This window comes from Amycolatopsis sp. WAC 01376 (assembly GCF_003947415.1).
Classification (GTDB): Bacteria; Actinomycetota; Actinomycetes; order Mycobacteriales; family Pseudonocardiaceae; genus Amycolatopsis.
Genome location: NZ_QHKL01000003.1, coordinates 23,616 through 37,174, shown reverse-complemented (window position 1 = coordinate 37,174; position 13,559 = coordinate 23,616). Strand labels below are relative to the sequence as shown.

The following is a 13,559-nucleotide window of genomic DNA, read 5'->3' as shown; positions in this document are numbered from 1 at the left end:
GGAACGCGGCCGGCCGGTCTCGGTGAGGCACCGTTTGTCCGGTGTGGACAGTCGACTCAGGATTCGAGCAGGCGCGCCAGCCCGGCGTACCCGCCCTCCTTCAGCCGCACGCCCGAAATCTTCGCGTAGGCGTCGTCGGCGCGGATCCCGAGCCCCTCGACCATCCGGTTCATGAAGTTGAACAGGGCGCAGACGAGGACGGCGTCGTGCAGCGCGGCCTCGTCCCAGCCCGCCGCGAACACCGCTTCGGCGTCGGCGTCGGTCATCCGGGACGGCGTGCGCGTCAGCTTGCCCACGTAGGCCAGTACGGGCTTCATGCGCCCGTCCACGGGCGAGGAGTCCAGATCGGCCAGCGCGGCCGCCAGAAGCCCTTCCGGCACACCGAAAGCCTCCGCGGTGACGGTGTGGACCCCGTGGCAGTACCGGCAGTCGTTGACGCCGGAGACGTAGGCCGCGATCAGCTCCCGCTCCCCCGCGTCGAACGCCGACGGCGCCCGCATGATCAGTTCGTGGAGATCCAGCAGTTTCGACGCGGGGGCCGGGAACTTCCGGAAGACCTGCAGCAGCGTGGTGTCAGTCGGCAAAGACCCGAGATAGGACATCGTGTGTACCGCTCCCCTTTTCCGGCGCCCGCCCGTGTTCGGCGAACTCTTTGACGTCGTCGCGCCGCAGCCAGCAGGCCGCGAGACAGGCAACCGAAGCCGGTCCCAGCCCGGTCACCGTGGCGGCGACCCGCGCGGTGGCGTGTTCCCATTCTCGGCGCAGGGAGCCCGCCGCTGTCATCTCCGGACCTGCTTCGATCAACGGGCGCACCGCACGCCAGCGGGCGATCCCGGCTTCGACGAGCGCGCCGGTGCCCAGGTCGAGCGCGTCGTGCCGGGCCTGGTCCACGGCGAGGGCGACCAGCGCGGGCTCGTCGGCGAGACGGGCGAGCCCGACGCCGGCCAGCAGGCGTTCGGCGTCCAGGCCCAGCAGGATCACCCCCGCCTCGGTGGAGGGAGCGTCGTCGATCGACGGCAGGGTGAAGCGGGAATCGTACGGTTCAGACACGGGCGACGTCCTTCGCGGCCGTCCGCAGCGGGGCTTCCCGCCGCAGGTTCTCGGCGACGGCGGCCGCGACCCGCGCGGTGGCGACGCGGTGGCCGTCGATGTTGCGGGCGGCCGGGCCCAGCGCCATCCCCGCGGCCGCGCCGACGGCGAAGACCCGGGGCGCGCCGAGGTAGGCGAAGGTGCGCTCGTCCAGCTCAGGCCAGCCGCCGCGGTCGAGAACGGCCTCGCCGGGCATCAGGCCGTCACCGATCGACGGCGTGGTGCCGAGCGCCAGGACGGCTTGGTCCACGGAAACCCGCGAACCGTCTTCGAGGTGCAGGGCGACCCCCGGTGCGACCTTCGTGATCGCCTTGCCGCGATGCACGATCAGCCGTCCCTCGGCTTCGGCGGCCTCGAGCATCGGCCGGAACTCGAACATGATCGACGCGCGCCGGAAGCGGCCCATCAGTTCGAGCCGTTCCGGCCGGCTCACGCCGTCGAAGCGGGCGCGGCCTTCCGGCCGGAAGAACGACGAGTTGACGTCGGCGCACTGGTAGCGCTCGCCCGTTTCACGAACCACCCAGTGCACCTCGCGGCCTTGGGCGAGCCCGTTGGAGATCAGGTGTGCGGCGGTGAGGCCGGCGCCGACGACGGCGAGCCGCTTCCCGCCGGCGGGAACGGGTTCGTCCCAGTAGCTCACCCCGCGTGGCGGATGACCGCCGCCCCACCAGGTGTCCGGGGCGGACCGGCGCTCCTCGCCGAGGCACAGCACGACGTGGCGCGCGGTCACGGAGAACCGGTCGGCGCGCACGGTGACCGCCTCGGACGTCGGCAGCACCTCGCGTACCGAACCGCGCCAGGTCCGTTCGGTGACGTGATGGCTCGCGGCCAGATGACGGCAGTAGGCCTCGAAGACGTCGACGGGGACGACGGACCGGTGCCCGGCCTGCGCCATCCGGATCTCGCGGCGCTCCACCGGCGTCAGCACCGACCAGTGCAGCCGGGCGAAGTCCAGCAGTTCGCAGTCGCGGTAGCCCTCGACGCCGGGGTGGTGCTCGTACGGCGACCGCAGCACGCGCTGGCCGAGCAGGTCGATCCGGTCGAAGAACCGGCCGCAGGGACGGCCGTCGCGGTCGACGATGACGAGGTCTCGCACGCCGTGGTGCCACAACGCGGAAGCGACCGCGAGCCCCGCCGGACCCGCGCCGACGATGACCACGTCGGCGCCGGACGGCGGTTCCGCCGTCGCCGCCGCGCGGGCGCCGGGGACGACCGGCCACTCCCGCCCGCGCGGCGATTCGAGCAGATGGGGTTCCGGGACGAACGTGATCACCGGCGTACTCAGCCGATCACGGTCACCGGGACGATCAGCTCGATCACGGGTCGCTGTTTCATCCCGTTGCTGATCATTTCGTCCAGGGTCTGCTGGGACTGCTCGGCGGTGTCGGTCGCGATCGGGCTGTACCGGGAGTAGGAATAGGTCGGCTTCCGCCCGCCCGCGTCCAGCGAGTACACCTTCAGCACGGCCTCGCCGGGCCGGACTTCACCGTCGTAGAAGGTGAGGCGGCGCTGGTCGGGCGTCATGAAGGACTTCGAGAACTGGCGGGAAAGCACGAGGGTGTCGGCGTCGTTGACGAAGGTCGAATCCTCGTCGGTGACGACCTGCATCGCGACCCAGGTCTTGTCGGTCAGGTTGGTCTCGGACTTGATCACCTGCCAGCGACCCGGCTCCGGGAGGTTGACGCTGACCGAAATATCGTGGTCGGTGGTGTCGATCGCGCCGGAGATCATCAGCACCCGGCGGCGGACATCGGCGACCCCGGCCATCTGAATGTCACGTGCGCGTACCCGTGTGGAAACATCCAATCCCGGGAATTCAGGTGATGACATCTTTTGTGCCTCCAGCCCTCGAGACGAAAACAGAACACAAATTCCAGCCCGGCAGAATTCCCCCGCCCCCAAACACCGGAAGAATTTCACGCCGAACTGGACGATGTCAAGATGAGGAACGCATGACCCGCTGGTACGAAAGGCTGCCGGTAAGGGGCAGGAGACTGGTCCGTTCAGCGGTACCGGCTCAGGAGCCGTCGGCGTCCTCGACCCAGGCAGCGGCGGGCGTGCCGTGCTCCAGCGCGCCGATGTAGACGATCTCGAACGAGGAATCGGACCGCTTGAGCCCTATCCGGATGACGAGATCATGCTTCACCAGAATAATGAACTGATGCGGATCGCGGCCGTCTCCGAAAATGTCGTAGATGAGAAAGGCGGATCCGTCGGCCACCGCGAAAAGTGCTTCGTAGATGACATTGCGATCGGCCTGCGGTGCATTGATCGCCCATTCTTCCAGCACCTGCAAACCCGACGTGAGCTGGAGGCGCATAGCCATCCGGAGGCCTCCTCGTGGTCTGGCCGGGTCGTGGGCGATCTTCATTCTCGCGCGCGCGATACCCGGTGGTCTTCTTTGTCCGTGCTTTACGTACCGGTCGAGCTAGTTGTAGCCGAGGATGATGTGCTCTGCCGCCGGCTCGTTCTCGGCGGTCCGCCGCGGCTCCGGGACGAGCGCCGTCGCGTCGGCCTCGACGGTCCCGCGCGGGTCGAAATCATCGCCGACCACTCGAATTCGCACCTGTGCCGTCATGGCGTTCCTCCCGGCCTTCGATGAACGACTCACTTGACAACCAGGATGAACCCGTCCGATCGGGAACCGATCGTGACGCGATCGAGGACACCGGAGGGCTCGTGCTGAGCAAAGAAAAAGTTGCGGGCGAGGGGGTACCGGTAGTGCCCTTGTGGTATCCGGAAAACCAAGGAGCACACCATGACCGAGCGCCTCGACCCGTACGAGATCTACGCCGACGACGAACTCGACGTCGACCTGCTGGGCCTGTCGTGGCCCGACCCGGCCGTCCCCGAGCAGCGAGACAGGCAGTGAGCGCGGCGGAACGGCAGCGGACCTGCGCGGCCTGCGGAGGCCCGTTCGCGCCTGGGGAGCGAACGGACCTGGAGACGGTGATCGACGGCGACGTCCTCTACGTCGCCGTGCACGCCTGCCACAGCACGTATCCGCCGCGGCGGGAAACCGAGGCCGCGCGACGGCTCACCGCGTAGTGCGGCGCTCTTCGTGGCGTGGCTCCTGACTGCGGACCGGAGTTCGCCGCACCCTGCGAGTAGGGGGCGTCACCGAGCCTCAGAGATGAAGGACTTGTTCGCTGGCTTCAATGTGCGACGGTGCCCACGGTGGTTCTATTGAAAGGTAATGCAAAGGTGGCATGATCGAGTCGGTGGCGGAGCGGGGTCACCAGGGGACCAGCGTACTCCTGACCGTCCACAAGGGACGCCAGTCGGACAACCGTGTCCGTTATGAGTACTTTTCGTGGGGGTCGTGAGTGGTAATGAGCGTTAGAACGCTCATTACCACTCACGACCCCCACGAGCGCTCACTAGACGCTGTGTCCATCTGGCGGGTCCGGCGTCCAGCGTCATGTGGCGACGCGCGTCAGCGCAAGACCGAAGTGCGCCAGGTCGCCGCGGTTCGGGACGACCAGGCGGATCGCGCCGGCGCGGCGGGCGGAGGCGCGGCCGAAGCGAGCGCGGTGAAGACGGCGACGAGTGCCGCCAGTTCGGCGTCTTCCGGGTCCCCCCGCAGGACCCGGAAGACCGGCTCACTGTCCTTTTCGGACGACGACATGGTCCCCCCGTTCAGATCGGATGGTTGCCGTGCTTGCGCTGGGGCGCGGCCTTTCGCTTGTCCTGCAGCATGTCCAGCGCCCTGGCGACGGCGGAGCGGGTGTCGGCGGGGTCGATGATGTCGTCGACCAGCCCCCGTTCCGCCGAGTACTGCGGGTTCATGAACTCCTCGGTGTACTCGGCGACCAGGTGGGCGCGCAACGCGTCCGGATCGGGCGCGACGGCGAGGTCCTTGCGGAACAGCACGTTGACCGCGCCCTCGGCGCCCATCACGGCGATCTGGTTGGTGGGCCACGCCAGTGACAGGTCGGTGCCGATGGACCGCGAGTCCATCACGATGTACGCGCCGCCGTACGCCTTGCGCAGGATGACCTGGATCCGCGGCACGGTCGCCTCGCAGTAGGCGTGCAGCAGCTGCGCGCCGTGGCGGATGATCCCGGAATGTTCCTGCTCGACCCCCGGCAGGAAACCCGGGACGTCCACAAGGGTCACCAGCGGGATGCTGAACGCGTCACAGAACCGCACGAACCGCGCCGCTTTTTGCGAAGCGGGACCGTCGAGCACGCCGGCGAACACCATCGGCTGGTTGCCGACCAGGCCGACCACACGCCCGTCGATCCGCGCGAGCGCGCACAGCACGTTCGCCGCCCATCGCTCGTGCATCTCGAAGAACTCGCCGTCGTCGGTCAGTTCCGTGAACACGTCCCGCATGTCGTAGGGCTTGTTCGGCTCCACCGGGACGAGCTCGGCGAACGCCGGGCGCCGGTCCTTGCCCGCGTCCTGTGACGGCTCGCGAGGCGCGGGCTCCAGATAGTTCGACGGCAGCAGCGAAACCAGGTAGCGGACGTCGGCGAGGCAGCTCTCCTCGTCGTCATGCACCACGGTCGCCACGCCGGACGACGCGCCGTGCACGTCCGCGCCGCCCAGTTCGTCGTGGCTGACCCGTTCCCCGGTCACGGTCTCGACGACGTCGGGCCCGGTCAGGTACATCCGGGCGGTGTCGCGCACCATGAAGACGAAATCCGCGAGCGCCGGCGAATACGCCGCCCCGCCCGCGCACGGTCCCAGCACCACGCTGATCTGCGGGATGACGCCGGACGCCTCGACCTGGCGGCGGAAGATGCCGCCGTAGCCGTTGAGCGCCATGACGCCTTCCTGGATCCGCGCTCCCCCGCTGTCGTTGAGCCCGATCAGCGGCGAACCGGTGGCGATCGCCAGATCCATCACCTTGTGGATCTTCGCCGCGTGCGCCTCGCCGAGCGAACCGCCGAAAACGGTGAAGTCCTGCGCGTAGACGAAGACGCGCCGTCCGTCGATGGTGCCAGAGCCGGCGATCACCCCGTCGGTGTACGGCCGGTTCTCCGCCAGCCCGAGCCCGCTCGCCTGATGCCGCCGGTACAGCTCGACCTCGGTGAAGGAGTCGGGGTCCAGCAGCAGATCCAGCCGTTCGCGCGCGGTGTGCTTGCCGAGCGAATGCTGCCGACGGACGCCGTCGAGCCGCCCGTCGACGATATGTTCGCGCAGTTCGTCGCGCTGGGTGCGCAGCAACGGCATCGTCGGTTCCGGCGGGTGCACCGGTTCGGCGCCCCTGGCGAGCGGGATCACCTGCCCGTCGGTCGCCCTCGGGATCCGGGGGCGCCGCAGCCGGTCCTCCGGCAGCGGCACCACCTCGGAGTCCTCCGTGCGCTGAGCGCCCGGATCGCCCTGCAGGGTCACGCCGCCTCCCTGAGCCTGGCCTCGCGCTCGAGCTCGTCGAGTTCGATCTCCCGCTTGATGTCGCGCCAGCACACCCCCCGTCCGAGACGGGGCATCGTGGTCACCACCGGCGGCCGTTCGGCCGGGTGCGCCGGGGCGGTCGTGGCGGATTCGTTGATGGTCATGACCATTCCTCTCCGTGTCAGGCCGATGCCCGTATCCGGCCGTCGATCTGGTGGTAGCCGCCGCCGTAGAAGACCAGCGAGTCCTGCGCGGTGCCGCGGCTGGAGGCGACCACCTTGCCGAGGAAGATCGAGTGGTCACCGCCCTCGTAGACCTCCGCCAGCTCGCATTCCAGCCACGCCAGCGCGCCGTCGAGCAACGGCGCGCCGGTCCGCGGCCCCGCTGTCCAGTCCACCGAGTCGAACTGCGCGAGCCCGGCCGGGCGGCGCCAGTCCGCGAAGTACTTCGCCAGCTCCTTCTGGTCCGACGCCAGCACCGTGACCGCGTACGACCCCGCCGTCACGATCGCCTCGTGCATCCGTGCCGCGCGGGAAACGCAGCACAGCACCATCGGCGGCTCCAGCGACACGGAGGTGACGGCGTTGGCGGTCATCCCGTGTGCCCGTTCACCCCCGGCGGTCAGCACGGTGACCCCGGTGGCGAACTGGCCCATCACCTCCCGCAACCCGGACTGCGCGGACAGCCGTCGCCGCGCGGCGGGTGTCGGCAGGCGTTTCAGCACCGGCCGCGAAGGTTCCTCCACCTCGCCCACGTCACTCCCCCTTGCCGTCGACGGCGTACGGGGCCAGCGCCTCACGCAGTTGCTCGGGCACCCTGCTGGGCACGGTCGCCGTGTTGGGGCCGCGCATGCACGCGATCCGCTGCCGTCCGCGCGCCACCAGCCGCTCCCCCTCGCCGGTGAGGTGGACGTAGTCGAAGGTGAACTGGATCTGGGTCTGGGTCAGCTCTTCCAGCCGCAGCCGGATGGAGAGCTCGTCGAACGCGGTGATCTCCGCGTAGAACTCGCAATCCACCTTGAGTGTGAAGAGCTTCAGGTCGCGGCGGACCTCTTCGAGCACCGCCGGCGCCTTGTCCTTCAGGAACATCTCGCGGCACCGGCCCTGCCAGCGCACGTAGTTCACGTAGTAGACGTTGCCGACCAGGTTGGTCTCTTCGAACCCGACCGTGTGCAGGATCTCGTAGTAGTCGGCCATGTCAGTTTCCCTCTCCCTGTAGCACCGCGAAGACCACGGGATCGGTCCGGTCGTTGACGGTCGTCACCCAGGTGGCGATGCGGGCGGCACCGTGCGAGAGCACCGCCCAGCCGTCCGGATCGACCCGGTGCACGGTGAGTGCCTGTGTCATGTCCCCGGTCTTGCGCACGCATTCGAGCGCGCTCCAGACCCTGGTGTGCGCGACCGAAAGCGGCTCGCGGGCGTCCGCGGCGAGCAGTTCGCCCACCGCGAGCAGATCCTCGCCGAGCAGACCCGCCCAGTCTTCCGGTGTCCGTTCGATCGCCGTCTCGACGTCGCAGGCGATCCGGCCGTCGCCCGCGATCGCCAAGGTGAGTCCGGCGCTGTGCGACGCGCTGACCTCGACCCCGTCGGCCTCCGGTTTCCCGTCCGGCCGGTAGCGGATCTCGAGCGGGGTGTCGACGGCACGGCCGGCGGCCAAGGCCGTCTGCGCTCGCCGTTCCGGCGTGGTCTCCACGGAAACGCCCACCGGGTCCGGTTCGACGACGATCGCGCGGGACGAGCCGAGGAGCCGTTCGACGGAACGCTCCAAATAGGACCCGAGCATCGACGGGACCCAAGGCCCTTCGCCGTCGCGTTTGCGCACCGCGCGCAGTTTCAGCCCTTCCCACCGCTCGACGAGCTTCCCGTCGGGGTTGCGGACGTCGAGGTCGTAGAGGTAGCTGTCGCCGTCCTGCGAACGCTCGCGGGCGTCGAGGAGCACGTACTCCGGGTCCTGCTCGCCGGGCTCGGCCAGGTACAGCCGCTCGATCCCTTGCGGCAGCAAAGTCGCGTCCGGGACGCAGCACTGGATCGCGTGCATCATCGCGTCGCGGGTGCCAGGGTCGGCCAGAAGCTGTTCCTGCGGAAGGAACGGCGCGAACCAGTCGACCTCGGCGCCGGTCGCGATCTCCGCGACCGCGTGCCGCGCGCTGGCCCGGCGATAGCCGGTGACCCGCTGGAATCGCTTGCCCTGGAACAGGACCGTGCCGTAGAGCTCGGTCGTCGGGTCGACCGGGACCGGCGGCAGCGCGACGTCGCGGGCGACGGTGTCACCCAGCGGGTCGGGCCGCGAGAACCGCAGCCGGGCGCGGAAGTGGTCGGCGCTGAACCCGGTCTCGCCGCTGCGCAGCACCACGTCCACCGTTTCGGCGTCCCTGGCCAGCGCGGCGAGCCGGATCGTGGTCGACCCGCCCGGTGAGACGATGATCGGGCGCAGGAACTCGACGTCGGAGAACACCGGTGCCGGCAGGGTTTCCACGCCCAGCGCGGCCTTGGCGACCTGGGTCATCGCCTCCATGCCGATCACCGCCGGGAACAGCAGCTGGCCGTCGAGCAGATGGTCGGCCAGATACGGGTCGCTGCCCGCGGAGAGGTCGGCCTCGGTGATCAGCTCGACCCCCGGGTAGTGCACGACGGCGCGGTCGACGAAGCGGGTCAGCGGCAGTTCGCGTTTCTCCACCGGCAGGGTGACCAGGCCCGCTGTCCGGCCGCAGACGACCAGTACCGACGGGGCGGCCGGGTCGCCGACGACCTGCCGGAGGATCTCGATGCCCTCCTCGGTCGGGATCGGGGTGATGCCGTCGCGCATCAACGCGCTGACGACGCCGAGCTTCTCGCCCATCCCGGTCCCCGACCAGACCGACCATTCGAGGGCGATCGCGCGGGCTTGGGGGTGTTCGCGGCCGAAGCGGACGGTCAGTTCCGTCATCCAGTCGTTGGCCGTGGCGTAGTGCGCCTCACCGCGCAGCCCCGCCCGTCCGATGATGCTGCCGAAGGTCACCAGCAGCTTGATCTTGTCCTTGTCGACCGCGTCGAGGACGGCGTTGAGACCGCCGATCTTCGGGGCCAGCGTCTTGCGGAAGGTCTCCTCGGTCAAGGAGAACAGCGCGGCAGGCTCGTTGCGGCCCGCGCCGTGCAGTACCGCGGTGACCGGGCCGAACCCGGCCTGGATCCGGTTGATGGCGTCGGACACCTGACGGGCGTCGGTGACGTCGGCGCGTTCGTAGCGGTAGTCGATGCCCGCCGCCGCCATCCGGCCGAGGTTCTCCGACAGTTCGGCGTCGTCGGCGGGGTCGCTGCGGCCGAGCAGCGCGAGTTTCGCGCCGGAATCCTTGGCCAGCGCCAAAGCGCTCTCCGCGGTGATGCCCTTGCCGCCGCCGGTGACGAGCAGGACGTCTTCGGCGCCCAGCGGTGTCCCTTCGGCCTCGGACGGTTTGAGGGCACCGAGCTTCGGCACCGTGCGGACACCGGCGGAGTCGTAGCGGACTTCGCTGAAGTCGTTGGTGGCCGCCACTTCGGTGACCACAGTGGACACCGCGGCACGGATGGCCTCGGGGTCGGCCGGGCGGACGTCGGCGAGATCGACGATCGTGGTCCTGGCCGACGGGTCTTCCAGCCGCAGCGTCTTCGCCAGGCCGGAGGCACCGAGTCCGTGCTGCACCACGACGAACCGCGTGCCGTTGGGCGCGGACAGCACCGCGCGGCCCGCGTCCAGGAACAGGCCCACGTCACCGGAATCGCTGTCCGCGTTCAGGCACAGGACGACACCGTCGCCGACGCCCGCGGCGGCGAGCGCGGCGCGCAGCGGCTCCGCCAGCGGGTGCCCCTCCGGGGCGAACGCCGTCCACTCCGCCTGCGAGAGTCCGGCGGTTCCCGGCGTGAGGTCAGGCGACGGCTTCGGCGCGACGACGTACTCGACCGCGAACGGCCGGACCCACGGTCCCACCCCGGCGACCTCGGCCTGGTTGCTGTCGGCGGGTTTGGCGGTCTGCGCGAGTTCGTCGATCATGTCGGCGAGTTCGCCGAGACAGACGGTCGCGAAGTTCGGCATGCCCTCCAGCGCCGGACGGCCGAGCGCGCGGGTCACGTCGTTGACCAGCTGGCCGACGGTGATCGACGAAAGGTGCAGGTCGTCGAGCGGATGCGTGTCGGCGGTGACCGCTTCGAGCGGCAGTTCGACCCGCTCGGAAGCGAGTTTCCGCAGCAGTTCGAGGGTGCTGCTGCCGCTTTCCGACGCCGTTCCGGTCGTGGCGGCGGCGGGGGCGGTGGGGTCGGTGACGCGGTCGCGGGCCAGTTCCGCGTCGATGGACGGCGCGGCCTCACACGGGCTGGTGAGGAACGAGAACTTCCCGTCCACCGGCAGCGCCCGCACGACACGGCCGTCGAAGAGCGCCGACGTCTCCAGCGGGGCGCCGAACGCGAACGCAGCGCCGGCCACCTTCAGCACCGATGCCAGCGTCGGGCTGTCGGTGTCGATCGCGAGCGCCGGGGTGCCGGGCGCGATCGCACCGAACAGCCCGGTGAGCACGCGGCCGGGGCCGACCTCGATCACCAGGTCGCTGCGCTCGGCGACCTTCGCGGCCGCCTCACGGAAGCGGACCGGCAGGACCACCTGATCGCGCAGCAGGTCACGCAGGTCTTCGGCGGCGTGCAGGACGTCGCCGGTCACCGTGGAGACGACCGGCCGGTCGAGCCTGGCGAAGTCGAACGTGGCGAGCTCACCGGTCATCGCCTCGGCGGCCGGCACTACCGCGGGCGAGTGGAACGCGTGCGAGACGTTGATGCGGGTGGCGGTGACACCTTCCGCGCGGGCACGGGCGACCACCCGGTCGATCGCGTCCGCCGGTCCGGAAAGGACGGTCTGCTCGGGAGCGTTGTATCCCGCGATGACCACCTCTTCGCCCTCGGCGAGCCGCTCCGCGACCCCCGGGGTGGCGGCGATCCCCGCCATGGCACCGTTTCCGTCGCTCGCGGTCGCCATCACCTTGCCGCGGATCTTGGCCAGCCGGAGGACTTCGCGTTCGGTGAGCGCGCCGCCCCAGTGCAGGGCGGTCAGTTCACCGAGGCTGTGTCCCGCGACCGTCCGCGCTTCGATGCCGAGGCTCTTCAGCACCCGGAGCCCGGCGAGCGAGCCGGTGACGATCCGCGGCTGTGCGACGTCGGTGGCGACCTGGTCCGCGCCGGTGGACAGACCCGCGGCGCGGTAGATGTCGTCGGCGTGGCCGAAGCGTTTGCGCAGCGCGCCGACAGTGCCCTGCCCGGAACCCTGACCGGGGAACAGGAAGCCGATCTTCGGCTCCGTCGAACGCCCACTGGCGAAGATGCCTTCGCGGGAGGAGAAGATTTCCGGCTCTCCCTCGCCGAGAAGGTCGAGGAGCTTGGCCAGCTTGCGCTCGGCTTCCTCGGGGTTGGTCGCGACGATCGCGGCGCGAACCGATTTCCCCGACAGCTCCGAGGAAAGCGTGCCGGCCAGGTCCGCGAGCTCCGCGAACGAGAGCTTCGGGACGACCTCCAGCAGACCGGTCACCTTGCCACGCAGCGACGCGGCGTCGTCGGCGTCGAGGAGCAGCAGTTCGCTGTCCTGGCGTCCGGCGACCAGCGACCGGGTCTTCTCGTCGAGTTCCTTGCGCCGGGCCGCACCCGGCGCTTCGGTGACGGTGACGTGCGAGTTGATGCCGCCGAACCCCATCGCGGAGACACCCGCGCGGACCGGGTGGTCCGAGGGCCACAACCCGGCCTCGGCCGGGACGTACATCCGCGCGGAGTCGCCGACCAGCGACTCGTGCGGATCGAAGTGGCCGGTCGCGGGCGGGATGACCTGGTGGTAGACCGCCAGCGTGGCCTTGATCAGCCCGGCGACCCCGGCCGCGGCCTTGGTGTGGCCGATGTTGCCCTTGATCGTGCTCAGCGCGGCGGGGTCGGCGAGCGGGTCGGCGTCGCGTCGGGCGGTGGACAGCGCCTCGATCTCGGTGGCGTCGCCCAGCGCGGTCCCAGTGCCGTGCCCTTCGAAGTACGAAACGGTCTCGACCCCGTAGCCGGCCTTCTCATAAGCCCGTTTGAGCGCGAGGCGGTGACCCGACGCCTCGGGGCGGGTGATGCCGCCCTTGCCGTCGGAGGAGACACCCCAGCCGCCGATGGTGGCGTAGATCCGCTTGCCCTGCGCGATCGCGTCGTCCTCGCGCATCAGCACGAGCATGCCGGAACCCTCGCCAGGCCAGAAACCGTTGGAATCGGCGTCGTAGACCTTCATCTCCCGTTTCGCGAGCGCGCCGGTCTTGGCGAACCCGATCACCTCGAACGGGTCGATCGACAAGTCGACACCACCCGCGACGGCGACGTCGAGGTCACCCTCCGAAAGCGCGTTCGCCGCCGTGACCACGGAGAGCAGCGACGACGAGCAGGCACCGTCCACGGTGAAACCGCCGCCGCCGAAGTCGAAGAAGTTGCAGACCCGGCCGGCGATCGTGTTCGCCAGCCCACCCGCGAGGGAGTCCTCGTCGATCTCCGGGAACGGCGCCTTGTACTGCACCTCGAGATCGTGGAGGAATTCGGCGGTGTCGCCCTCGGCCCAGCCGCGTTCGGCGAGTGCGGCCGCGATGGTCCGGCGCACGTACGGCCAGCGCAGCCGCATGATGTTGGCCCGCGAGAACTCGCCGGTCAGGCTGTTGCCGATGACCACACCGGTGTTGGGCCGCGGCAGGCCGTCACCCTCCGGGAAACCCGCGTCCGCCAGCGCCTGCGCGGCGACGTCGAGGGCGAGCCAGTGCGTGGTGTCGGTCGAGCGGAACGTACTGCCCGCGACCTTGTACTTGATCCGGTCGAACTCGTAGTCCCGGAGGACCGCGGCCTTCTGCGCGTAGAAACGGTCCGGCGCCTTGGGGTCGGGCGAGTAGTAGTCCTCGCGGTTCATCCGCTCGTCGGGCAGCCTTCGGAACGCCCGGCGGCCGGCGAGGACGTTCTCCCACAGTTCTTCCGGGGAACCGGCGTCCGGGTATCGGAGACCGATACCGACAATCGAAATCCGCTCAACGCTCATGCCACCGCACTCCCCTAGCTCTCAACCACTCAAGTCACGGAATCGGAGTCTCGGCGCCAGAACCGGTGTTCCGGGAACGAGGGCGCCGTCCGCAC

At 69.7% G+C, this 13,559-nt stretch carries 13 protein-coding genes; 1 reads left to right on the top strand and 12 read right to left on the bottom strand.

What is annotated here, in order from left to right:
- Window positions 1–56: 56 nt before the first annotated feature.
- The 6 genes from DMH03_RS16865 to DMH03_RS42330 all read right to left on the bottom strand — a co-directional run bounded on the left by DMH03_RS16865 (window position 57) and on the right by DMH03_RS42330 (window position 3,667).
- Complete coding sequence (locus tag DMH03_RS16865) at window positions 57–602, bottom strand: carboxymuconolactone decarboxylase family protein (RefSeq protein WP_125793001.1); 546 nt, start codon at window positions 600–602, stop codon at window positions 57–59.
- On the bottom strand, window positions 574–1,050 hold the full coding sequence (locus DMH03_RS16860) for a DUF6187 family protein (RefSeq protein WP_125793000.1): 477 nt from the start codon (window positions 1,048–1,050) through the stop codon (window positions 574–576). The genes DMH03_RS16865 and DMH03_RS16860 overlap by 29 nt, the downstream gene beginning before the upstream one ends.
- Complete coding sequence (locus DMH03_RS16855; RefSeq protein WP_125792999.1) at window positions 1,043–2,362, bottom strand: FAD-dependent oxidoreductase; 1,320 nt, start codon at window positions 2,360–2,362, stop codon at window positions 1,043–1,045. Before DMH03_RS16855 ends, DMH03_RS16860 begins: the two co-directional genes overlap by 8 nt.
- 8 nt (window positions 2,363–2,370) lie before the next feature.
- Window positions 2,371–2,856 (bottom strand): DUF6423 family protein, encoded by a 486-nt coding sequence (locus DMH03_RS16850; protein ID WP_125792998.1) that lies wholly within the window; start codon window positions 2,854–2,856, stop codon window positions 2,371–2,373.
- 250 nt (window positions 2,857–3,106) lie between these two features.
- Complete coding sequence (locus DMH03_RS16845; protein ID WP_125792997.1) at window positions 3,107–3,415, bottom strand: DUF6235 family protein; 309 nt, start codon at window positions 3,413–3,415, stop codon at window positions 3,107–3,109.
- A gap of 102 nt (window positions 3,416–3,517) precedes the next feature.
- Complete coding sequence (locus tag DMH03_RS42330) at window positions 3,518–3,667, bottom strand: hypothetical protein (RefSeq protein WP_199748906.1); 150 nt, start codon at window positions 3,665–3,667, stop codon at window positions 3,518–3,520.
- 290 nt (window positions 3,668–3,957) lie between these two features.
- Here DMH03_RS42330 and DMH03_RS16840 point away from each other — a divergent pair, with 290 nt between their 5' ends.
- Entirely contained in the window at window positions 3,958–4,137 is a 180-nt protein-coding gene (locus tag DMH03_RS16840; RefSeq protein WP_125792996.1) for a hypothetical protein, read from the top strand.
- Between the two features lie 388 nt (window positions 4,138–4,525).
- Here the strand turns inward: DMH03_RS16840 and DMH03_RS16835 are convergent, their stop codons facing one another.
- The 6 genes from DMH03_RS16835 to DMH03_RS16815 form a co-directional block, all read right to left on the bottom strand.
- Window positions 4,526–4,717 carry an acyl-CoA carboxylase subunit epsilon gene (locus tag DMH03_RS16835; RefSeq protein ID WP_125792995.1) on the bottom strand — a complete coding sequence of 64 codons (192 nt, stop codon included), beginning with the start codon at window positions 4,715–4,717 and terminating at the stop codon, window positions 4,526–4,528.
- Between the two features lie 11 nt (window positions 4,718–4,728).
- Window positions 4,729–6,270: an acyl-CoA carboxylase subunit beta gene (locus DMH03_RS16830; RefSeq protein WP_370310844.1), complete on the bottom strand. Its 1,542-nt coding sequence runs from the start codon at window positions 6,268–6,270 to the stop codon at window positions 4,729–4,731.
- Window positions 6,271–6,428: 158 nt separating this feature from the next.
- Window positions 6,429–6,596, bottom strand: coding sequence for a DUF6222 family protein (locus DMH03_RS42325; protein WP_199748905.1), 168 nt, complete (start codon window positions 6,594–6,596; stop codon window positions 6,429–6,431).
- 17 nt (window positions 6,597–6,613) lie between these two features.
- Complete coding sequence (locus DMH03_RS16825; RefSeq protein WP_125792993.1) at window positions 6,614–7,186, bottom strand: flavin reductase family protein; 573 nt, start codon at window positions 7,184–7,186, stop codon at window positions 6,614–6,616.
- A 1-nt stretch (window position 7,187) separates the two neighbouring features.
- A complete protein-coding gene (locus DMH03_RS16820) occupies window positions 7,188–7,628 on the bottom strand; it encodes a thioesterase family protein (RefSeq protein WP_125779735.1) in 441 nt (146 codons plus the stop codon).
- 1 nt (window position 7,629) lies between these two features.
- A complete protein-coding gene (locus DMH03_RS16815; RefSeq protein WP_125792992.1) occupies window positions 7,630–13,464 on the bottom strand; it encodes a type I polyketide synthase in 5,835 nt (1,944 codons plus the stop codon).
- Between the last annotated feature and the right edge of the window lie 95 nt (window positions 13,465–13,559).

What these genes read in the sequence shown, in the direction of transcription:
- DMH03_RS16835 (WP_125792995.1), bottom strand. Translation starts at nt 4,717, where the DNA reads ATGTCGTCGTCCGAAAAGGACAGTGAGCCGGTCTTCCGGGTCCTGCGG.
- DMH03_RS42330 (WP_199748906.1), bottom strand. Translation starts at nt 3,667, where the DNA reads ATGACGGCACAGGTGCGAATTCGAGTGGTCGGCGATGATTTCGACCCG.
- DMH03_RS16815 (WP_125792992.1), bottom strand. Translation starts at nt 13,464, where the DNA reads ATGAGCGTTGAGCGGATTTCGATTGTCGGTATCGGTCTCCGATACCCG.
- DMH03_RS16820 (WP_125779735.1), bottom strand. Translation starts at nt 7,628, where the DNA reads ATGGCCGACTACTACGAGATCCTGCACACGGTCGGGTTCGAAGAGACC.
- DMH03_RS16850 (WP_125792998.1), bottom strand. Translation starts at nt 2,856, where the DNA reads ATGGCCGGGGTCGCCGATGTCCGCCGCCGGGTGCTGATGATCTCCGGC.
- DMH03_RS16830 (WP_370310844.1), bottom strand. Translation starts at nt 6,270, where the DNA reads ATGCCGTTGCTGCGCACCCAGCGCGACGAACTGCGCGAACATATCGTC.
- DMH03_RS16845 (WP_125792997.1), bottom strand. Translation starts at nt 3,415, where the DNA reads ATGGCTATGCGCCTCCAGCTCACGTCGGGTTTGCAGGTGCTGGAAGAA.
- DMH03_RS42325 (WP_199748905.1), bottom strand. Translation starts at nt 6,596, where the DNA reads ATGACCATCAACGAATCCGCCACGACCGCCCCGGCGCACCCGGCCGAA.
- DMH03_RS16865 (WP_125793001.1), bottom strand. Translation starts at nt 602, where the DNA reads ATGTCCTATCTCGGGTCTTTGCCGACTGACACCACGCTGCTGCAGGTC.